Origin of the sequence: Streptomyces sp. NPDC051320 (assembly GCF_040682175.1) — a bacterium.
Lineage (GTDB): Bacteria > Actinomycetota > Actinomycetes > Streptomycetales > Streptomycetaceae > Streptomyces.
In genome coordinates, this window is sequence record NZ_JBFBAL010000006.1 from 138740 (window position 1) to 159895 (window position 21156).

The window sequence follows — 21156 nt, forward strand, 5'->3', positions numbered from 1 at the left end:
TGGATGATGGTGGTTGCGGGCACTCGTGGGACATGAGCGCCTCAACGGAGACTCAGACGCAGCCGACCGACCCACCGAGCAGGGAGAGCACACCCGTATCGGTGGTGGACACCTTTCTCAAGGCGATCAATACCGGAGATCTCGCCCAGCTGTTGAGCTGCTTCTCCGCGACGAGTGTGATCACCGACGCGGGGCGGCGCATCAAAGGCCTGCAAGCCATCACCCAGTGGGCAGAAGAGGAGTTCCTCCTGCCGCACGGAACGCTGACCGCCACCGACTCGCGGCCGGTGTGCGGACTCCCCGGTGACACCGTCGTCGAGGCCCGGATCAGCAGCGCCCACCACAACGGTCGCAGCCGGCTCCTCATCACCGCGATAGGCGACACGATCGCCTACCTCAAGGTCCGGGCCGACGCGTCGGCGGACGATGCTCGCACGAACAGGCCGGGGCTCGGAGCGGGCACGTCTTCATTCGGACAAGGACGCAACGGGCCTTAGACTCGGTGGATGGCGAAGTACTTCGACGTGCACCCCGAGAATCCCCAGCGGCGCACCATCAGCACGGTGGCCGAAAGCATCCGATCCGGTGCGCTCGTCGCGTATCCGACGGACTCCTGTTACGCACTGGGATGCCAGCTGGGCAGTCGTGACGGCATCAGCCGGATCCGGTCGATCCGGAACCTCGACGACCGTCACCACTTCACGCTGGTGTGCCAGAACTTCGCGCAACTGGGTCAGTTCGTGCACGTCGACAACGATGTGTTCCGCGCGATCAAGGCAGCGACGCCCGGCAGTTACACCTTCATCCTGCCCGCGACGAGGGAGGTGCCGCGTCAGTTGCTGCACCCCAAGAAGAAGACGGTGGGTGTCCGGATCCCGGACCACCCGGTCGCCCAGGCCCTGGTCGCCGAGCTCGGCGAACCGCTGCTCTCCAGCACCCTCCTGCTGCCCGACGAGGAGGAGCCGCTGACCCAGGGCTGGGAGATCAAGGAACGGCTCGACCACGTGGTGGACGCCGTGATCGACTCGGGCGACTGCGGCACCGAGCCGACCACGGTCATCGACTTCTCCGGCGGCGAGCTGGAGATCGTACGCCGGGGGGCGGGCGACACCGACCGGTTCGAGTGACCGGGTCGGCGCCCTCCCGCCCCACCGTGCGTTCGCCGCCAGAGGTATGACGGTCCGCTCAGTACGGGCCGTTCACGTTGTCGATCGAGCCGTACATCGCGGCAGCGTAGTTGCATGCGGCGGTGATGTTGGCGACCGGGTCGTAGATGTCCATCGACGTGCCCGCCACGTGGTAGGCCTGGAACGTGGGAGCGATGACCTGCAGCAGTCCCTTGGACGGGGTTCCGGCGGCCGCGTTGGAGTCGTAGTTGTTGATCGCCTGCGGGTTGCCCGAGGACTCACGCATGATGTTGCGGTGAATACCGTCGTAGGTGCCGGGGATACCCTTCGCGGCCATGACGTCCAGCGACTCCCGGATCCAGCCGTCCAGGTTGTCGGAGTACGTCTTGGCGGACGCGGGGGCGGCACTCGTGCTCGCAGTGCTCTGCGCTGACTTGTCCGCGGTGGTCGACGCGGCCCCCTGGGCGTCCGTGGACTTCGACTTCTCGGCCTTGGCGCCGAGCGTCAAGGTGAGACCGGGCTGAATCAGCGACGGGTCGTCGCCGATGGCCTGTCGGTTGTCCCGGTAGAGCTTCTGCCAGCCGCCACTCAGGGAGTGGGCACGTGCGATCTTGAAGAGCGAGTCGCCGGCAACCACGGAGTAGGTCTCGGGGGTGTCCTTGTGGGCAGCGGTAGTCGCCCGCGCCGATTCGGCGGTGGCGTGGTGAGCGACCGGTGCCGCTTCCGCAGTGGTAGCCGCCACGAGCGGGAGTGCGAGCGCGGCGCTGCCGGTGCCCACAGCGACGAGACGCCGGGCAAGCGGGTTGCTCTTCGGACGACGGTGCTTGGCCTTTGCAGCCATGACGAATTCCTCTCCGTCGCCTACGAGGTGAGCTGTCGGGTTCGGGCTGGAGAAGCCCGGTCGCACGAATGCGACTTCACCCCGAGCCGATCCTGTACTGCGATCGGCGAACTTACCTGGGTCCCCCGCTCCTGCCGTGCGTGAGTGGGTGAGTGCGGTTTCCGGACAGTGGCAGGATTCGGCGTTCCGTCCGGGGTGACGAGAACGTAAACGAGAACGTCCGGATGAAACAAGTCCGGAAATGACATCGGCATGTCGTTTGCGAATTCGACCAAGGAAATGTCCGGCCACTCCCCCACTGCTTTGGGACTCAACTTTCCTATCCGGCAGGCGAAGTGAGCAGAGAAGCAGGTGCCGAGCTACTCACCCGGGCGTGACTCACTTCACAGACGGGACAAGATCCGGAGGCATCAAGCACGCGCAGAGAATGACAAATTGACGCATTACACTGCATGGGTACTTATAGAATGAGACAGTCAAATCGCCCATTTCGGCCATGTTTACCGTTCGCCTGCGCATACCAGAAGCGCGACTGTCCGAAGACAACTCATCGCTTCCCTTTGCGACTGAACATGTCGACGGAATCAGCCGACTATGGGTCAAGAGCTCTTTCAGGAACGGCCGTTTGTCGGTGAGAATTCCGTTGTCCGACTCAACACGTCGGCGTTGTCGGCTAATTCAGCAGAGCGGAGCGATCGGGCTGCCTACGAGGCCGACGAGAGACGGATCCCGGTGCCATCCGGTCTCTGATTCCAGAGAAATGCGCACGCATCGCGGAGGCCGCGCGAGGCCCATCGGCGGCGGCTATGGCACCGACGATCTCCCGGTGATGGGCGAGGGTCACGGCCGGGTCCTGCTGGGCGTCGCCGACATCGTCACGCACCTGGTCCATGGCAGCCCAGAAGGCGTCGAGGATCTCGCTGAGGAGGAGATTGCCGAAGGAGCGGTACAGCGCCGGATGGAAGGGCCCGGTCCGTGGACCGGGCCGTCCCTCGCCCGCCTCGCGTTCCATGGCGGCCACGCGTGCGCGCAGCGCCCGGAGGTCCTCGGCCCGCGCCGACGCCGCGACGCCCTCGATCAGGCCGGTCTCCAACACCTCGCGAACCTATATGAGTTCGTACAGGCTTGCTTCTCCGCTGCGGTGGTCCGCCGCGGCCCGGAAAGCGAGACCTTCCTCGAAGGGCGGAGGGAAAGCGAGCCGACGAAGGTACCGGATCTGCGGCGTATCTCCGCGACGTGCAGCGTGAGTACAGCGCCGGCGCGACCTATGCCATGGAGGCGGCGTTCTGCTCATCATGGCGGCTGTGGGTGACGGCTGTGGGAGTTCGACAGGCCGGGGTGGCTGCGCGGTGCCAGGCGGCGTCCCGCAGCAGGCGCAGACCGTTGAGGCCGACGATGACGGTGGAGCCCTCGTGGCCGAGGACGCCGAGCGGGAGCGGCAGGTGCCCCAGCAGGTCCCAGACGACCAGGCCGGAGATGAACACCCCGGCGATGAACAGGTTCTGCACCACCAGCCGCCGCGCCGCGCGCGACAGTGCGACCACGGTGGGTACCGTGGCGAGTTCGTCGCGGACGATGACGACGTCGGCGGTTTCCAGCGCGAGGTCGGATCCGGCGCGTCCCATGGCGATACCGACGTGCGCGGCGGCGAGCGCGGGGGCGTCGTTGACGCCGTCCCCGACCACCAGCACCTTGCGTCCTGCCTTCTGCACGGAGCGGACCGCGGCGACCTTGTCCTCGGGCAGCAACCCGGCACGGACGTCGGTGATACCGGCCTCGGCCGCGAGGCGGGCGGCCGCGCGGGGGTTGTCCCCGGTCACCAGGAGGGGCGGGCCGACGGTGAGCGCGGCGAGGGACGCGACCGTCGCGGCTGCGCCCGGGCGCAGCCGGTCTGCGATGCCCAGCACCCCGACCGGCGCGCCGTCGCGGTGTACGAGGAGGGCCGTTCGGCCGCCTTCCTCCAGCGCTTGTGCCACCTCGCGGGCCCGGTCGGCTGCCGGATCCGGTGCGCCCCGCAGCAGCCGGGCGGGCGCGCTGACCGCGATGCTGCGGCCGTGCACGGTGGCTCTGACCCCGACGCCCGGGGCAGACACGAAGTCTTCGGCGACGGGCAGGTCCAGGCGACGGTCCCGGGCGGCGTCGAGAACGGCGCGGGCGAGCGGGTGTTCGCTGAAGTGCTCGGCGGCCGCCGCCAGGGCCAGCAAGCCGTTCTCGCCGAGGCCGCTACCGCCCAGGGGACGGATGTCCGTGACGCGGGGTGTTCCTTCGGTGAGCGTGCCCGTCTTGTCCAGTGCCACTGCATCGACCTGGCCGATGCGTTCCATGACCACGGCCGACTTCACCAGGACACCATGGCGTCCGGCGTTGGCGATCGCCGAGAGCAGGGGCGGCATCGTGGCCAGCACGACCGCACACGGGGATGCGACGATCATGAACGTCATCGACCGCAGCAGACTGCTGGTCACGTCGGCGCCGAACCCCAGCGGTACCAGGAACACGGCCAGGGTCGCGGCGACCATGCCGAGCGAATACCGCTGCTCGACCTTCTCGATGAAGAGCTGGCTCGGTGCCTTGGTCCCGGAAGCCTCCTCCACCATGGCGACGATCCGTGCGATCACCGAGTCGGATGCGTCCCGCTCGACGACGACCCGCAGCGCCCCGGTGCCGTTCAGCGTCCCGGCGAAGACCTCGTCCCCGGCCCCTTTCACCGCCGGCAGCGGCTCGCCGGTGATGGTCGCCTGGTCGACCTCGCTCGCCCCGTCCAGGACCCGGGCGTCCGCCCCGACGCGTTCGCCGGGCCGGATGAGCACGGTGTCGCCGACCGAGAGGTCCTCGGTGCGGACCGTTTCCTCGCGGCCGTCCGTGGTCAGGCGGGTGGCCGTGGTGGGGGCGAGGTCGAGCAACCCCCGCACGGCGTCCTGAGTACGGGCGGTGGCCAGCGCTTCCAGAGCGCCGGAGGTCGCGAAGATCACGATCAGCAGCGCACCGTCCGTCACCTCCCCGATCGCGGCTGCCCCGAGCGCGGCCACGATCATCAGCACGTCCACGTCGAGGACCTTCGCCCGCAGGGCCTGTACTCCCGACCAGGACGGCTCCCAGCCCCCGGTGAGGTAGACGAGCGCGTACAGCGCCCCCCAGGACCAGGCCGGGCCCCCGGTCAGCTGGAGCGGCAGCGCGATCAGGAACAGCAACAGCGCGGTTCCCGCCCAACGGGCCTCCGCCAGCGCGAACACCCGCGTCCGCCGCCTCGGTACCCCGGACGCGGTGGACACTGCCCGACCGGGACGCCGGCTGAGAGCAGAAGGCATGACAAATCGACCTTTCACGGGCAGGGAACGTAACATCACCACCGTACAGGAACACCTGAACAGGTCTTCACATGTGCCAGGTAGGATGAGTCCTATGGGTCATCGAGCGGACGACAGGAGCGCTGCCACCGCCCGCGAACGTCTGGACGCCGTGGGGACCTCCGACGTCGCGGCAACGCTCCAGGCCCTCGCCACACCGTCCCGTCTGCGGATCCTGGCCCGTCTGCAGGAAGGCCCGTGTGCGGTGGGTGACCTCGCCGAGGCCGTCGACATGGAACCGTCCGCTTGCTCCCACCAACTCCGTCTGCTGCGCAACCTCGGGCTGGTCACCGGCGAGCGACGAGGCCGTTCGATCGTGTACGCGCTGTACGACCACCACGTCGCCGAGCTGCTCGACCAGGCCCTCTACCACGTGGAACACCTGCGTCTCGGACTGACTGATGCCGCCGCCGATGAGCAGAGATCGCCGTCGCGGCGAAGCGCGTTCCTCCCGAAACTCACCCCGCCGCAAACCTAAACTCTGCTCGAGCTCGAGGAATGCACAGCCCGGAGAGCAGGGTGCCATGCTTGCCGTCGCGGTCATCGCCGGGATTCTGTTTGTCTGGACGCTTCTCTCGCATCGGCTGTCACGGTGGAGCATCACCGCACCGATTGCCATGATGGCAGCGGGCATCGCGCTGACCCATGGCTCCGACCCGCCGCTCCGCTTCGACCTGGACACGGGCGCCTTCGAGCACATGGTCGAGGTCATCCTGGCTTTGTTGCTCTTCGTCGACGCCATCGAAGTCCCGGGGGGAATCCTGGGCAGGGAGAAGAGCATTGTCTTGCGCCTGCTCGGCGGCGCACTGCCGCTCACCCTGTGCGCGGCGTTCCTGACCGCTCTCGCCTTCTTTCCGGACCAGCCGGGCTGGATCCTCGCGGTGCTGGCCACGGTCGTCGTCCCCCTCGACCTGGCACCCACCGCAGGCGTAGTCCGTGACCGCAGGATTCCGGCGCGGCTGCGGGAAGTCCTCAACGTCGAAGGGGGCCTCAACGACGGTGTCATCTCGCCGGTCTTCCTGCTCTGCATCGCCGCCAGTGTCGAAGCGCACGGCGCCGGCGCGCACTACGAGGAGGCTCTGCTCGATGCGCTCGGCGCGGCCACGTGGGCCATCGCCACCGGTCTGGTCGTCGGCTATGCGGCCGGATGGCTGCTACGCCAGTCGTGGTCGCACGGCTGGACCCGATCCTCGGCGATGCGACTGGGAGTGCTCACCGTTCCGGTGGCCGCGTACACCCTGTCGGGCGCGCTGGGCGGTAACGGATTCATCGCCTCCTTCGTCGCGGGAGTGTGCTTCGCGCCCGCGGCACGGCGGCTCCCGGAAAGCGCGGTCACGATGACCGACGACCTGGTCACCCTGATGACCATCGCGCTGTGGTTCCTCTTCGGACAAATCGTCAACGACGAGTTCTGGGACGGGTTCCAGCTGTCGGTGATCCTCTACGCTCTGGTCGCCGTCACGCTGGTCCGTATGGTCCCGATCCTGCTGGCCCTCATCGGGACGGGGATGAAGCTCACGGACAAGCTCTTTCTGGGCTGGCTGGGACCGCGAGGAGTGACATCCATCGTGTTCGGGTCGCTCGCGGTCATCGACCTGCCCGCTCGGGAGGGTGATTTCATCGCCCGGGTCATGACGATGACGGTCATGCTCAGCATCGTGCTGCACGGGCTGAGTTCCGAGCCGATCGGCCGCTTCTACGAGCGCTCGACGAACGCCCGGCCGGCCGCTGCCACCGGCTGACGTGGGCCCGGCGTCCTGATTGATCCCGGCGACGTTCACCCGGCCGGCGCAGTAGGGGCGGGTCCGTTGATTCCCCCGTCGTGAGCAGTGGGTTCCGTCCGCCACCCTCGTTCGCCGGGCAGCGGCGGGCCCGGAAGCGGCGGGCCGGCTGCCGGTCGGGGCCCTGGGCACCGGGGGGCGGTTCTGCGGGATCAGCGTTCTGTCGGGAGGATGGCGCTGTCGAGATCCAATGGACCATGGTGAAGAACCGTCAGAGCTTCGCCGAGCACGAGGAGGAACGCCGGTGTCCCGCGCCGCAGGATTGAAGTCACGTCTGATCGTTCTGCTGCTGGGGACAGCGATCACCGCAACCGCATGCGGCGGTGGCGGCAGTGCCGGTGGCAGCAGCAGTGGATCGACCCGGTCGACCGCCACCTCCGAACGCTCGCCGTCCCCCACGGGAGCCGACTCGACGGCCGCTGAATCTCCGTCCGGCACCGCGGCGACCGGCGGCAGCTGCGTCAGTCGGGTGCTGGCGGGCATGACGACCGCTCAGCGCGTCGGCCAACTGTTCATGTCCGCGGTCAGCAGCTCGGGGCCGACCGCCACGGAGCTGGACGTCCTGCGCCGCAACCACGTCGGATCGGTCATCCTGATGGGGCATACGACCAAGGGCGCGGACGGCGTCAAAACCGTCACCCAACGTGTGCAGTCCACCGCCCCGAAGGTGGCCGGAACCCAGGTCGGCATGCTCGTATCGGCCGACCAGGAAGGCGGTCAGATCCAGGTGCTCGCCGGCCCGGGCTTCTCCACCATGCCCAGCGCGGTCACCCAGGGGAGCCGGCCGACCGCGCAGCTGCAGCAGGACGCCACGCAGTGGGGACATCAGTTGAAGGGGGCGGGCGTCGGTCTGAACCTCGCCCCGGTCGTCGACGTGGTACCCGCCGACCAGACGTCGGTCAACCAGCCGATCGGTGTCCTCTCCCGGGAGTACGGCCACGCCCCCGCCACCGTGGCCCGGCAGTCCTCGGCATTCGTACGGGGCATGGGCAAGGCCGGCGTGCTCACCACCCTCAAGCACTTCCCCAGTCTGGGCCATGTACGCGGCAACACGGACTTCTCGGCCAATGTCACCGACGACGTGACGACGGCCGACGGCGAGTTCATCGACACGTACCGTGCGGGCATCCGGGCCGGCGCGCGGTTCGTCATGATCGCCCTGGTCACCTACACCAAGATCGATTCGCACCAACTGGCTGTCTTCTCCCCCAAGGTGCTGCAGACCCTGCTGCGCGACAACGTCGGGTTCCACGGAGTCGTCATCTCCGACGACATGGGCAAAGCCGTAGCGGTCCAGTCGGTCCCGGCCGGCCGTCGGGCCACCAATTTCCTCTCCTCCGGCGGGGACATGGTGCTCACCGTCGACCCGTCCACGGTGAACGCGATGACGGCAGCCGTCCTCGCCAAGGTGAAGAGCGATGCGGCCTTCCGGAAGAGCATGGACGCAAGCGTGCGGCGGGTGCTCGCTGCCAAGGCTGCCGCGGGGCTGCTCAGCTGCCCGAGCTGACCCGCGCGGCGGACGGCCTCACGGCGTGGCGCCGACCGCCCGGGCCGCGGAATCCCTGCCCTCGTCCGGCGCAGCCGTTGCCTCACCGAAACGGGCCAGAGCGAGGGCGCCCGCCACTGCTACCGCAAAACCCGCGATGGCCGGCCACTCCAGGCCGCCCCGTGTCCGGTCGCCGAGCCACACCACACCCACCAGTGCCGGGCCGATCGTCTCGCCGATCACCATGCCCGCTGTGGCCGTGGTCACCGAGCCGCGTTGCAGGGCCGACGTGAGCAGCAGGAACCCCGCGCCACCGCCGATGAGCAGGGCGTACAGCGCCGGATTGACGAGGTCGGCCGAGTCGATGAGCCGGACCGCCACTTCGACCACGCCGAAACCGAACCCCGCGCCGAGGCCGAGGATCAGGGCACGGCTTCTGCCGGGGAGGCTGCCCGCCACCGCGCCGACGAGAAGAACAGCCACCGCGATACCCAGCATCGACCAGCGAAGTGCCGTCGAGCCGGCGGTGTCACCCTCTGCCCCGGAGGAGAGCCCCAGCATTCCGAGTCCGGCGCAGACGACCCCGACCGCGCCCCATTCGGTACGGCTGAGGCGCACGCCCAGTACCCGAGCGGCGACGACCGCGGTGACGGCGAGGCTGGCGGCGAGGGCGGCTCCGACCGCGTAGATCGGGATCGATCGCAGGGCGATGATCTGGAGGACGAATCCGAGCCCGTCGAGTCCGAGGCCGAGGATGTAGCGCCACTGACGGAGCGCGCGCAGCAGCAGCGCCGCGTCGAGACCCGAGCCTGACCCGGGGGTGGAAGCAAGCGTCGCGGCAGCCTGAAACACGGAGGCGGTGCCGAAGCAAACAGCAGAAGCGAGTGCGCAGATCATCCCAGGAAGCACACAGGGACTGTACGGGAGAGCCCGTTGTGCCGATGGGCGCTCCCCCAGGCGTACGAAGCGGTTTCGTATGGGAATACCCGGTGCGGGCAAAGAGCGTACGCAACACTTTCGTACGGAGCGCAGTATCCACCGAGGGCAGTGCCCCGGTGGGCCACACGTGAACCGCGCGTTTCCGGCCTGCGCCGGCCTAAGCCACCGCAGCGATGACCAGGGCGGCGGTGACGCCCACCAGAGCGCAGAGCGATCCGGCCGCCGCCATGGCAACGGCTCTCGCCTCCACCATGGTCACGTCCTCGCCCTCGTACCGGGTACGCCCCAGGTCCCAGACGGCCTGAATCAGGAGCGCCGCGCCCACCACACCGAAGATCACAAACATGACATCGATCACGGTGCTACTTTCCATATTTTCATCTCGGTACGGCGACTCCGCGCCGTGCACGGCCCCACTTCGGACCCGGTCGGCCTACAGCGGTCCGGTCCTGGGACAGCACAGGCCCGGCGCGGGGGCCTGCCGGGCCGACGGTCGGCGCCGGCCCGGCAGGTGGTACTCAGCGCGCGATCGCGCCGCAGTTCGTACCGATCTTTCCGGCGGAGATGCCGGAGATGACGCCGTACCAGTTCACGCAGTAGCCGGCCGCATGGAGGTACACCGGGCCGGCGTAGGTGGTGTAGTTGCCACTGTCGAGGACCCTCTTTCCCGTGGAGGTATTGGAGAGTTCGGCGACCATGGGCACCGCCTTGCCCGGTGCGTTGCGGACGGTCACCACACAGTTGTCGCCGGTGGCCGAGCTGTACGTCAAGTACACCGTGCCGAGCGAGTTCGGCGTGCCGATCTGCGCCGAGTTGACCACACGGTAGCCGCTGCCGCAGGCCCCGTTGTAGGCCGCCGCCGTGGCAACGCTCGTAGTCCTGGCGGCCGAAACCGGACGGGTGGCTGCGGTCCCGGCCGCGGCCCCGGCTGCGGTCTCACTGGCACCCGCGGAGGGCGCGAGCGCCACTGTGGCCCCGACGAGAGTGGCCACGGCGGTTCCGGCCATGGCGATCCGGCGATTGAGTTTCACAGGTGTCCCCGATCTTCTGCGATGTACGAGATGTGGCGTTGGTCAACACCACATCCAGTACGACCGATATCACCGCAGGGAGGTTGTACGCTCACGCGCCGTTACAGAACCGGGACAACTCGAGCAGAGCGGGAACCGCCGGCCCGGCGATGCTCAGCCGGCGGGCGCTGTGACCCTGGCGATGAAGGCATCCAGATTGGCCATGGCGCGTGCCACCTTCTCGTCCACGGTGAGGCTCTCCTCATAACGGCCGAGTCGCAGCTTGGGCTGCCGCTTACCGCGCACGTAGAGCGGGCAGGCGAGATCCGCACAGAAGTAGATACCCACCGAGTTGCCGTCCCTCCCCGGCTTGCCCGCGAGGGGAGCCGCGAGGAGATTCACGCCGGACGACGCATGACTGGTCAGGCAGATCTGGCAGAGGCTGGTCCGTACGGCGCTGGCACTGGTGACGCCCGGAACGCGCAGCGTGATGCCGAGGGGACCGGATTCCCGTGGGACCACGACGTGCGCGCGCAGCGGAGCTCCCGGGTCGACCCAGCCGAGAAAGTCAAGATCAGGCCACGGCAACTCTGCGAAATCCAGCGGAAGCCGGAGTCGGCCGGCCTCGCCCTTCGTGCAGTTCACGAACGACGACCGGATCTCTTTGTCACTGAGCGGCTCCACGCAATGGACCGTACCGGGATACCGGGAGAAGAGCAGCCGGTTTTCGAACGCGGCCCCGGTCAGCGACACGGACCGCGGACCGGGCCCGGGGGCGAGTCGGTACCGGCAACGAAGCCGCGGCCGGTGTTATATGCAGATATGCCCATCGGGCACCCCCTTCCGCGGATGGAACCTCGCGACGGCACGATCGCTCTACACGATGTAGTAGTCGCGTACAGGGTTCTCACACCAAGAAGGACGCCAGCATGGCCGAAACACCACTCATCCGTGAGACCGGCACAGGAACGCGTCGGACCACCACCCCGGCCGTTCGCCCCACCCGCCCGGAACGGCCGCCGGACGACACCGCACCGCCACAATGGCACCGTGGGATGACGTTGGTAGCGACCATCAGCCTGTTCATCGGCACCCGGTCCGCATGGACGCACGGCATGGCGAGCAACCCGCCGATCGCGGCAGCCATTTCGGTCTGTTACGCGGGGATCCTGGTCTGCGGTGTCCTCGCCCTGTGCGTGCGGGGCCGCAGAGCCCTGGGGCGGGTGGACCTCGGTGTCCTGACGGTAGCGGTCGTTCTGGTGGTCTGCGGCTACTGGCTGAACCACGCCGGTACGGACGAGGGCGTACTCACGGCCAAGGCCGCGAGTGAGATCCTTCGGGGCCACCCCGTCTACGGCCAGGACTGGCCGTGGCTCTTCGGCACACCGACCGTCGGCGTCACCAAGACCATGTCCGGCGGCGCGGACTACTCCTACGGCTACCCGCCGCTGACCGCGCTGCTGGCTGCCCCCGTATACGCCGTCGCGCACTCCACCGCCGCTGCCACACTGGTGACCACCGGGGCACTGATCGTGGGCACACTCGTGCTGTGGCGGCTCCTCCCGGCACCCTGGCGGTCATCGGCCACCGCGGTGTGCCTGGGCTTCGGCCTGCTGCCCGGCTACGCCCGCTCGGGGTATCCGGCCGTTGTCGCCCTCGCTCTCCTCGTCCCCACCGTGCTCCGCTGGCCCGCCACCGGAGCCGGCGGACGGCTCGGAAGACACGGAGTGCAGCGAGCCGTCTGCCTCGGCGCGGCCTGCGCCGCCCAGCAGTTGGCCTGGTTCTTGCTTCCCTTCCTGCTGATCGGCATCTACGCCGTCCGGCGGGGCGATCTCGGCGGCAGGACGGCCCTCGTCGTGATCGCCCGGTACACCGGCATCGCCGCCCTGACCTGGATGCTGATCAATGCCCCCTTTGCCGTTCAGGGCTTCCACGCGTGGCTGACCGGCACCATGCTGCCGATCACGCAGGGTGCGATCCTGCACGGCCAAGGCCTCATGGGCATCTCGTACTACTTCACGGCAGGCAGTAGCCGCCTGGACTTCTACTCCTACGCCAGCTTCCTGCTGCTGCTCGGCCTGCTCGCCGCGCTCGCCCTCTTCACGCGACGGCTGGGCCCGGCGCTGACCGTCCTGCCGTGGCTGCCCTTCTATCTCGCCACGCGTTCCCAGGACGGCTACTTCCTGCTGATGACCCCGCTGTGGCTTGCCGCGGCCGCTACTGTGCCGAGCACCATGGTGGCCAACGCCTGGCAGCCACGGATCCCGCGTCTGCACGGCCGCCCGGCGAAGGCCGCACTCGCCGCCGGGTTGCTCGTGCCTGCCTTCCTGTGTGCCGGCATCGCCGTCGCCAGCCCGCCGCCGCTCCGCCTCGAACTCTCACCCCGGTTCACCCACCGGATCAACGAAGGGGTCAGCTCCGTCGTCGTGCGCGCGGAGAACACCACCGGCACGGCTCTGTCTCCGCACTTCGCCAGCCGTATCGGCCAGGGCGCCTCCCACTGGTGGATCATCGCTTCGGGACCCGCCACCCTCGAACCGCACGCGTCGGCCGATTACGTCGTGAAGCCACCGGGCGGTTTCCGGCCTCTGCCGCGCCGTGAGCGGCCCCGCCTGGCGCTGATCGCTGTCACCGGTTCCCCCATGACCATCAGCACGGCTCACTTCCCGGCCGCTACCCCTGTTCCACGGTGATCGCCCGGACCGGGCAGGCGCGGGCGGCCTCCCCGATCATCGGATCGCCGGCGCCGTCCTCGCGGCCCGGCAGCAGTTCGCTGAAGCCGTCGTCGTCCTGGGTGAAGACCTCCGGCGCGGCCAGCGCACACTGACCGGCGCCGATGCACACATCCGTATTGATTCTGATCCGCATCATCACTACACCCTTCCGGGGGAGTCCGGTCACCATGCCACGGGCAGTTCGATCATGCCCTGTATCGTGTCGCCCGGCTTGAAGGGGATCTCCTCGGCCGGAGCGGCCAGCCGCAGTCCGGGCAGCCGGGCGAAGAGGGACCGCAGGGCGATCTCCATCTCGGCGCGGGCCAGATTCTGACCGAGACACTGGTGGATGCCGAAGCCGAAAGCCACATGGTGGCGCGCTCCTCGACCGAGGTCGAGTTCGTCGGGCGCCGGATACGCGGAGGCGTCCCGGTTGATCACCGACGTGGACAGCACGACGCCTTCACCGGTCCGGATGGTCACTCCGCCCACCTCGATGTCCTGGGTCGCCACCCGGGACATGCCGTCGGCTATCGACAGGAAGCGCAGCAGTTCCTCGACTGCTGAGGGCATCAGCGTCGTGTCATGGCGCAACTGATCCAGCTGCTCCGGGTGTTGCAGGAGGGTGAACGTACCCAGCGAGATCATGTTCGCGGTGGTCTCGTGCCCCGCGATGAGCAGGATCTCGGCCAGCTGGACCAGTTCGTCACGGTCAATGGCTCCGGCATCGAACTGCTGGGCTATCAGCTCGTCGAGCAGCCCCTCGCCGCGATCGGTCCTCTTGCGTTCGATCAGCGCCCGGAAGTAGTCGTCGAGCGCGTCCCGTGCGGACTGCACCTCGACTGCTCCGGGACCCCGCAGCAGTCTGCGCGACTGGGATTCGAAGAAGTCGTGGTCGGCGTACGGGACGCCGAGCAGCGCGCAGATCACCATGGACGGGACCGGCAGCGCGAAGGCGCCGACCAGTTCGGCCGGCGAGCCCTGCTCGATCATCGCGTCCAGCAGCCGGTCCACGGTTTCCTGAATCCGCGGCCGGAGTGCGGCGATCCGCTTGACGGTGAAGCTGGGGATCATCATCCGGCGTTGGGCATGGTGTTCCGGATCGTCTACTCCCAGCAGCTCGATGCGTCGTCTGGCGGTCCGCGCGAATCGCTCGGTGAGCACCGGGAACGCCGGGTTCTCCCGGTCGGCCGACAGCCGCTGGTCGACGAGCAGCGCACGGGCCTCGGCATGTCCCGTCACCAGCCAGACCCGGCGTCCGTCGAACAGGGTGGCAGGCGACAACGGACGCTGCCCCTCCTGCGGGTGCCGGTAACCAATGGGCGGGTGGTAGGGGCAGGTGCGGTCCTGAGGGAAGGAGACGGTGCCGGTTTCTGCCATGACGCCTCGCAAACAGGTCGTGGGGGATCCTGCTGATCTCCCCCCACTAGATGCCCCAGTCACCTAACCGGTCTACACACTCTTCGGCCAACTCACGCGTACACCAGCCGGATGCACCAGCTGACGGTCAACGATATGCGGGGGTGTTTGGGGCAGTATCTGCTCGGTGGGCCACCCCACCCGGCCCCCCGATGAATCCACGGAACAAGGAGCGACCCTCTTGCGCAGGCATACATCACGGCGATTGCTGGTGGGCACGGTCACGAGTGCGGCGGTGACGGCAGGCTGCCTCGCCCTGACGCCGGCCGCCGCCGGAGCGCAGGGGACCGCTACCGCCCCGCACACCGACAGGCAGTCTCAATTCGCGGCGGCGGCCGCTGAGTTCCACGTCCCGGAATCGGTGCTGCTCGGGGTGTCCTTCCAGGAATCCGCCTGGGAGTCCCACCCCGGCCACTACAGCACCGCCGGCGGCTACGGACCGATGAACCTCACCGACGTGACCGCGGAGATGGTGGCATCCGGAGGTGCCGGGGCCGGAGGGCGAGCGGACCTCGACGGGCTCCTGGCGGACCCGGCTCTGCACACGCTGCCGGTCGCCGCCCGCCTCACCGGCAGCTCGGCCGAGCGGCTGCGCACGAGGGAACGCGACAACATCCGCGGCGGCGCCGCGCTGCTCGCCTCGTACGAGAAATCGTTGACCGGTGGCACGTCCGCCGACCCGGCCGACTGGTACGGAGCGGTCGCCCGGTACGCCCAGTCGCCCGACCGCAAGGCGGCCGGTGTGTTCGCCGACCGGGTGTACGCCGGTATGCGGGCCGGTATTCAGCGCCGGACGGTTGACGGCCAACGGATGAAGCTCGCCGCCGATCCGGCTCTGCGTCCTGACACCGGGCTGCTCGCCGCCCTGCATCTCCGGGCGGCGCCGACGACGCACACCGAATGCCCGGCCACCGTGGACTGCCGCTTCGTCGCGGCTGCGCCGGCGAACGGCCAGGTCGCCGACCGGCCCGCCGACGGCATGGCGGTGAAGTACATCGTCATTCATGACACGGAGTCGTCGTACGATGCCGCCGTCTCCGCCTTTCAGAAGGCTGACGGGGCTGCCGCGCACTATGTGATGCGGGCGTCCGACGGAGCGGTGACGCAGATGGTGCCCGGCAAGGACATCGCCTTCCACGCGGGCAACTACTGGTTCAACATGCACTCGATCGGCATCGAACACGAGGGGTTCGCCGCGCAGGGCGCCACCTGGTATACGCAGACCCAGTACCGGGCGACTGCCGACCTGGTGGCCTACCTCGCCCAGCGGTACGACGTCCCGCTCGACCGCGAGCACATCATCGGCCACGACAACGTCCCGGGGCCGCTCGACCACAGCGTGGCGGGGATGCACTGGGACCCGGGGCCCTCCTGGGACTGGTCCGCGTTCATGGGCATGCTCTCCGCCACACCTCGGGGCACCGGTCCCGGGGTCGGCCCGGTGGGATCCGTGGTGACGATCACGCCGGGCTTCTCCGGCAACCGACAGGCCGTCAGGGTCTGCCCGGGCGAAGACCCCACGGGCTTGACGCGGGCCTGCGCGACCCGGACCCAGGCCGCGAACTTCCTGCCCGTCCGCACCGGTCCGAGCGCGACCGCACCGCTCTTCGCCGACCCGGCCATCCACCCCGGTGGCACGGCGGGCACGTCCGAGGTCAACGACTGGGGCAGCACCGTCCAGGACGGCCAGCAGTACGTCGTCGCGGGGCGCAGCGGGGACTGGACGGCTGTCTGGTTCAGCGGAACGAAGGTGTGGTTCCACAATCCAGGCGGTGCGAACACGACGATCGCCACCGGGGTGCGGGTGGTCCGAGCGGCGGGCACGTCCGCCGTGCCGGTCTTCGGCCTCGGCTATCCCCAGCCATCGGAGTACCCCGCGGGCCTCACCCCCTCGGCCGAGCAACCGCTGAGCATCTACTCGTTCCCCACCGGCCAGGCGTACGTGGCGACACAGCCGGCGGTCAGCGCGGACGACTACTTCACGAAGGGCGGCAAAGTCGTCACGGGCGCCGCAAAGCTCTACACCATCCAGTACAACCATCGGGTGGTCCTGGTCAACGCCGCGGATGTCTCCTGCCACGGTGACACTGCCTGACACACCGTCATGACACCCGGACGCAGCAGTGCGCCGGCCTCGCGGATGTGGAACGTATGACCCGCGGACGGTGACACCGTCTCCGTCTCGCGATGCCATTTTCGTTCCATCTAAGGAGCCGTCATGCACTCACCCCGTCCGCGCAGGACGCCGGTCGCACTGGCGCTGGCCGGCTTGCTGGGTGCGGCCACCGTGGGGGGAGCCGGCGCGGCGACGCCCCACGACCCGCTCCCGGCGACACGGACGGTGAGCTATTTGAAGCACCGGTTCGTGATCCCCGTCTCCTGGTCCGTGGTCGACCTCGCCGCCCGGCCCACCGCCTGCGTCCGCTTCGACCGGCATGCTCTGTACCTGGGAAACCCCGGCAGCGGCCAGTCGTGCCCGGCCGGCGGCGTCGGCCGTACCGAGGCGGTGCTGGCGCAGCCGGCGACCACGCCTGCGGCAGAGACCGGCACCGCCGATCAGAGCCTCGACCATCAGTACGTGGCCACCGGCACGAACATCCGGGTGACAGCCACCTACCGCACCGACAAGTCCCTGGTACGCGGCATCCTCGGCGACGCGGGGCTGCCCTCCCGGGCTCCGACCCGAAATGAGCCTCCGGCCACGAAGCCACCCGCCCCGCTGCCCCTGGCAGCCACCAATTACACCGGCCGGGGGTTCGACGCCTGCACCGCGCCCGGCAACGGCGCGATGTCGGACTGGCGAACCGACTCCCCCTACCGCGCGGTGGGCATCTACATCGGTGGTGGGCAACGCGCCTGCAGTCAGCCCAATCTCACCGCGTCCTGGGTCAGGACCCAGGCCACCGCGGGCTGGCATTTCGTTCCGCTGTACGTGGGGCCGCAGGCCGACGACATCACATCGGCGACCGAAGAGGGCACCGAGGCCGCCGACGATGCCGTCAGCCACGCACAGAGCCTGGGCTTCGGCACGGGAGCCCCGCTGTACTACGACATGGAAGCCTACAGTTCGAGTCACCGCTCAACTGTTCTCACCTTTCTGTCCGCCTGGACCAAGGAACTGCACGCTAAGGGGTACACGTCGGCGGTCTACAGCTCCTCCTCCTCGGCCATCACCGACCTGGTGGGCGCCCGCGGAAGCAGTACGGCCGAGCCGGACATCATCTTTGACGGGCTGTGGAACGGCGTCGCCGACACGGCCGACGACGCGGTGCCGAGCGACGCCTGGCCCGACCACCAGCGCGTGCACCAGTACGCGGGCAACGTGTCGGAGACCTACGGGGGGACGACCATCGACATCGACCGCGACTATCTGGATGTCCTTATCGGTGACTGAACAGGCGGTGTCCTTCGGGCGTCTGTACGACCCGGCCCGGGCGGTGGGGACACCCGGTGGCAGCGGCGTTACGCCATTTGCTTCACCGCAGGATGGGAACAGTCGAAAAGCCGGTACGGAAGCAGCGCCGTACCATGTTGCAAACGATCCATCAGGCGTAGCCTACTCAGTGATCGACTGAAGACTTCCTGCTGTTTTCACACAGAGCACGCATGTTCGGAGCAAGTTCGTCGGACCGCCGTCACTTCTGCGCAACTCTCGTGTGGTTCACCCTTCACGACAGGGCGTCAGCGAGTCACGGCCCCCTGGAGGAGCCACCGTGGCAGACAACGAAAAGCTCGATCCACAGCCACCGGCCCGTGGAGGAGGGCGGGCAACCGCGCTCCCCGTGGCCGCGGATCCGGGTATCGCCGATCCGGCGGGCCTGGGACTCGGCGCATTCGCCATGACGACGTTCGTCCTCAGCTGTTTCAACGCCGGCCTGATCAACGAGTCCGTCGAGGCGGTGGTCGTCCCGCTCGCTCTCTTCTACGGCGGGCTGGCCCAGTTGCTGGCGGGCATGTGGGAGTTCCGGCGGGGCAACACCTTCGCGGCCACCGCCTTCGCCTCGTTCGGCGCCTTCTGGCTGTCGTTCGCCATGTACATCACCCAGATCGCACCTCATCTGGACCCCGCCCACGCCTACCAGGCGACCGGTGTGTACCTGCTGGCGTGGACCATCTTCACCGCGTACATGTCGGTGGCTGCGATGCGCACCACCGGCGCCGTGCTCGGTGTCTTCGTCGTCCTGACCCTCACCTTCCTCTTCCTGACCATCGGCGCGTTCGCTCAGTCCACCGCCATGGACAAGGTCGGTGGCTGGGCCGGGCTCGTCACCGCGGTGATCGCGTGGTACGCCTCGTTCGCTTCCGTCGCCAACAGCACCTGGAAGAGGGACCTGGTCCCCACCTGGCCACTGGGCTGATCCGGTACGCATCGGGCAACACCAGGACGCTCCCGCTCCACCGGACTCCGCCGAGGTGCGGGGCGGGGGCGGGAGCGTCATCGTAGGCAAGAACCCCCGGGAGCAACGCCATCGAGGAGCGCGGATGAGCGACGAGACGCTGTCCAACCTGATGCATGAGAACCGGCGGTTCCCGCCGCCCGAGGGCCTCGCCGCGGCGGCGAACGTGTCCGCGGAAGCCGTGCGGGAGGCGGATGCGGACCCCTTGGCCTTCTGGGAGGCCCAGGCGCACCGGCTGACCTGGTCGGAGCCGTGGACGCAGGTGCTGGACTGGAGCAATCCACCCTTCGCCCGCTGGTTCACAGGAGGCCGCCTCAACGTCGCCTACAACTGCGTGGACCGGCATGTCGATGCCGGGCTCGGGGCGCGGCCCGCCTTCCACTGGGAAGGCGAGCCGGGCGACCGCCGCACCCTCACCTACGCGGACCTCAAGGACGCCGTGTGCCGTGCGGCCCATGCCCTGGAGGAGCTCGGTGTCCGTGCCGGAGACCGGGTCGCCATCTACATGCCGATGATTCCCGAGACGGCCGTCGCCATGCTGGCCTGTGCTCGCATCGGAGCCCCGCACACGGTGGTCTTCGGTGGCTTCTCCGCGGACGCACTGCGTGACCGGATCCTCGACTGCGACGCGCGAGTCGTCATCACGGCCGACGGCGGTTACCGCAAGGGCGCCCCGGCTGCACTGAAACCGGCCGTCGACGCGGCTGTCGCGCAGTGCCCGGACGTGCGTAACGTACTCGTGGTCCGCAGGACCGGCCAGGAGGTCGCGTTCACCGAGGGCCGGGATGTGTGGTGGCACGATCTGGTGGCCCGCCAGTCGCCCGAGCACCAGGCGCAGGCCTTCGACTCCGAGCACCCGCTGTACATCATGTACACGTCCGGGACGACCGCGAAGCCCAAGGGCATTCTGCACACCTGTGGCGGCTATCTGACCCAGGTCGCCTGGTCCCACTGGGCCGTGTTCGACATCAAAGCCGAACAGGACGTGTTCTGGACGGCCGCGGACATCGGGTGGGTCACCGGACACTCCTACATCGTCTACGGTCCGCTGGCCAACGGGGTCACCTCGGTGATGTACGAGGGGACGCCGGACACGCCGCACCAGGGCCGCTGGTGGGAGATCGTCGAGCGGTACGGAGTGACGGTCCTCTACTGCGCGCCCACGGCGATCCGCACGTTCATGAAGTGGGGCGAACAGATCCCCGCGGAACACGACCTGTCCAGTCTCCGCCTGCTCGGTTCGGTGGGCGAGCCCATCAACCCCGAGGCATGGATGTGGTACCGCCGCAACATCGGCGGAGACCGCTGCCCCGTCGTCGATACCTGGTGGCAGACCGAGACCGGGGCGCAGATGCTCTCCCCGCTGCCGGGCGTCAGCGTCTGCAAACCGGGGTCGGCGATGGGCACCCTGCCCGGTATCTCCGCCGACGTGGTCGACGACACCGGGAAACCGGTCCCCAACGGTTCCGGTGGTTACCTGGTGCTCACCCAGCCGTGGCCGGCGATGCTGCGCACCATCTGGGGAGACGAGCAGCGCTACCGCGACACCTACTGGTCCCGGTTCCCGGGGGTGTACTTCGCCGGGGACGGTGCCAAGAAGGACGAGGACGGTGACATCTGGCTGCTCGGCCGGGTGGACGACGTGATGAACGTTTCCGGACACCGGATCTCCACCACCGAAGTGGAATCCGCTCTGGTCTCTCACCCGGACGTGGCGGAAGCCGCGGTGGTCGGCGCCTCCGATGCGACGACCGGGCAGGGCATCGTCGCCTTCGTCATCCTGCGTACCCGGCCGGACGGCGCAGGCGAGGCCCAGGGCACCGTGGCGCAGCTTCGGAACCATGTCGCGTCGGAGATCGGCCCGATCGCCCGGCCCCGGCAGATCCTGGTCGTCCCCGAGCTGCCCAAAACCCGGTCCGGGAAGATCATGCGTCGCCTGCTGAGGGATGTCGCGGAGAAGCGCGAGCTCGGGGACGTCACGACCCTGACGGACGACACCGTGATGGACTTCATCAAGGATCAGCTGCCAACGGCCACCGAGGAGTAGGGGCGAGAGTTTTTGTCCGGTCTCACCCGGTTGTCGCATCTCACTCCG

The 21156-nt window shown here is 68.6% G+C and carries 19 protein-coding genes and 1 riboswitch; of the genes, 10 read left to right on the plus strand and 9 right to left on the minus strand.

The window, feature by feature from the left end; all coding sequences use genetic code 11:
• Positions 1-32 precede the first annotated feature (32 nt).
• Both AB0M87_RS15415 and AB0M87_RS15420 read left to right on the plus strand, forming a co-directional pair.
• A complete protein-coding gene (locus AB0M87_RS15415; RefSeq protein WP_365852922.1) occupies positions 33-497 on the plus strand; it encodes a nuclear transport factor 2 family protein in 465 nt (154 codons plus the stop codon).
• 9 nt (positions 498-506) lie between these two features.
• Positions 507-1127 (plus strand): L-threonylcarbamoyladenylate synthase, encoded by a 621-nt coding sequence (locus AB0M87_RS15420; RefSeq protein ID WP_365852924.1) that lies wholly within the window; start codon positions 507-509, stop codon positions 1125-1127.
• A 58-nt stretch (positions 1128-1185) separates the two neighbouring features.
• On the opposite strand, the gene AB0M87_RS15425 is transcribed toward AB0M87_RS15420, so the two are convergent.
• The 3 genes from AB0M87_RS15425 to AB0M87_RS15435 all read right to left on the minus strand — a co-directional run bounded on the left by AB0M87_RS15425 (position 1186) and on the right by AB0M87_RS15435 (position 5276).
• Positions 1186-1968, minus strand: coding sequence for a LysM peptidoglycan-binding domain-containing protein (locus AB0M87_RS15425; RefSeq protein WP_365852926.1), 783 nt, complete (start codon positions 1966-1968; stop codon positions 1186-1188).
• A 4-nt stretch (positions 1969-1972) separates the two neighbouring features.
• Positions 1973-2162, minus strand: a riboswitch (cyclic di-AMP (ydaO/yuaA leader).
• Between the two features lie 479 nt (positions 2163-2641).
• Positions 2642-3064 carry an FCD domain-containing protein gene (locus tag AB0M87_RS15430; RefSeq protein WP_365852928.1) on the minus strand — a complete coding sequence of 141 codons (423 nt, stop codon included), beginning with the start codon at positions 3062-3064 and terminating at the stop codon, positions 2642-2644.
• Between the two features lie 169 nt (positions 3065-3233).
• Positions 3234-5276, minus strand: a complete 2043-nt coding sequence (locus AB0M87_RS15435; RefSeq protein ID WP_365852930.1) for a heavy metal translocating P-type ATPase — start codon at positions 5274-5276, stop codon at positions 3234-3236.
• A 94-nt stretch (positions 5277-5370) separates the two neighbouring features.
• On the opposite strand from AB0M87_RS15435, the gene AB0M87_RS15440 reads away from it, so the two are divergent.
• From AB0M87_RS15440 to AB0M87_RS15450, 3 genes are all read left to right on the plus strand, one after another.
• Positions 5371-5793: a metalloregulator ArsR/SmtB family transcription factor gene (locus tag AB0M87_RS15440; RefSeq protein ID WP_365852932.1), complete on the plus strand. Its 423-nt coding sequence runs from the start codon at positions 5371-5373 to the stop codon at positions 5791-5793.
• Positions 5794-5839: 46 nt separating this feature from the next.
• The gene (locus tag AB0M87_RS15445; protein WP_365852934.1) at positions 5840-7057 is read left to right on the plus strand and encodes a cation:proton antiporter; all 1218 of its coding nucleotides are present in this window, start codon (positions 5840-5842) and stop codon (positions 7055-7057) included.
• A gap of 283 nt (positions 7058-7340) precedes the next feature.
• On the plus strand, positions 7341-8603 hold the full coding sequence (locus tag AB0M87_RS15450; protein WP_365852936.1) for a glycoside hydrolase family 3 N-terminal domain-containing protein: 1263 nt from the start codon (positions 7341-7343) through the stop codon (positions 8601-8603).
• Between the two features lie 18 nt (positions 8604-8621).
• On the opposite strand, the gene AB0M87_RS15455 is transcribed toward AB0M87_RS15450, so the two are convergent.
• The 4 genes from AB0M87_RS15455 to AB0M87_RS15470 all read right to left on the minus strand — a co-directional run bounded on the left by AB0M87_RS15455 (position 8622) and on the right by AB0M87_RS15470 (position 11215).
• Complete coding sequence (locus tag AB0M87_RS15455) at positions 8622-9479, minus strand: hypothetical protein (protein WP_365853413.1); 858 nt, start codon at positions 9477-9479, stop codon at positions 8622-8624.
• Between the two features lie 199 nt (positions 9480-9678).
• Complete coding sequence (locus AB0M87_RS15460) at positions 9679-9879, minus strand: hypothetical protein (protein ID WP_365852938.1); 201 nt, start codon at positions 9877-9879, stop codon at positions 9679-9681.
• Positions 9880-10039: 160 nt separating this feature from the next.
• A complete protein-coding gene (locus tag AB0M87_RS15465) occupies positions 10040-10528 on the minus strand; it encodes a spore-associated protein A (RefSeq protein WP_365853415.1) in 489 nt (162 codons plus the stop codon).
• Positions 10529-10705: 177 nt separating this feature from the next.
• Positions 10706-11215: an FBP domain-containing protein gene (locus tag AB0M87_RS15470; protein ID WP_365852940.1), complete on the minus strand. Its 510-nt coding sequence runs from the start codon at positions 11213-11215 to the stop codon at positions 10706-10708.
• Between the two features lie 371 nt (positions 11216-11586).
• Between AB0M87_RS15470 and AB0M87_RS15475 the strand changes: the two genes are divergently transcribed.
• On the plus strand, positions 11587-13224 hold the full coding sequence (locus AB0M87_RS15475; RefSeq protein ID WP_365853417.1) for a hypothetical protein: 1638 nt from the start codon (positions 11587-11589) through the stop codon (positions 13222-13224).
• On the opposite strand, the gene AB0M87_RS15480 is transcribed toward AB0M87_RS15475, so the two are convergent.
• On the minus strand, positions 13205-13399 hold the full coding sequence (locus AB0M87_RS15480) for a ferredoxin (RefSeq protein WP_365853419.1): 195 nt from the start codon (positions 13397-13399) through the stop codon (positions 13205-13207). The genes AB0M87_RS15475 and AB0M87_RS15480 overlap by 20 nt on opposite strands.
• A 29-nt stretch (positions 13400-13428) precedes the next feature.
• A complete protein-coding gene (locus AB0M87_RS15485; RefSeq protein WP_365852942.1) occupies positions 13429-14625 on the minus strand; it encodes a cytochrome P450 in 1197 nt (398 codons plus the stop codon).
• 220 nt (positions 14626-14845) lie between these two features.
• Here AB0M87_RS15485 and AB0M87_RS15490 point away from each other — a divergent pair, with 220 nt between their 5' ends.
• From AB0M87_RS15490 to acs, 4 genes are all read left to right on the plus strand, one after another.
• Entirely contained in the window at positions 14846-16759 is a 1914-nt protein-coding gene (locus AB0M87_RS15490; protein ID WP_365852944.1) for an N-acetylmuramoyl-L-alanine amidase, read from the plus strand.
• A 123-nt stretch (positions 16760-16882) separates the two neighbouring features.
• A complete protein-coding gene (locus tag AB0M87_RS15495; RefSeq protein WP_365852946.1) occupies positions 16883-18058 on the plus strand; it encodes a DUF1906 domain-containing protein in 1176 nt (391 codons plus the stop codon).
• 319 nt (positions 18059-18377) lie between these two features.
• Positions 18378-19022 (plus strand): acetate uptake transporter, encoded by a 645-nt coding sequence (locus tag AB0M87_RS15500; RefSeq protein ID WP_365852948.1) that lies wholly within the window; start codon positions 18378-18380, stop codon positions 19020-19022.
• 124 nt (positions 19023-19146) lie between these two features.
• Positions 19147-21108 (plus strand): acetate--CoA ligase, encoded by a 1962-nt coding sequence (gene acs / locus AB0M87_RS15505; protein WP_365852950.1) that lies wholly within the window; start codon positions 19147-19149, stop codon positions 21106-21108.
• Positions 21109-21156: the final 48 nt, after the last annotated feature.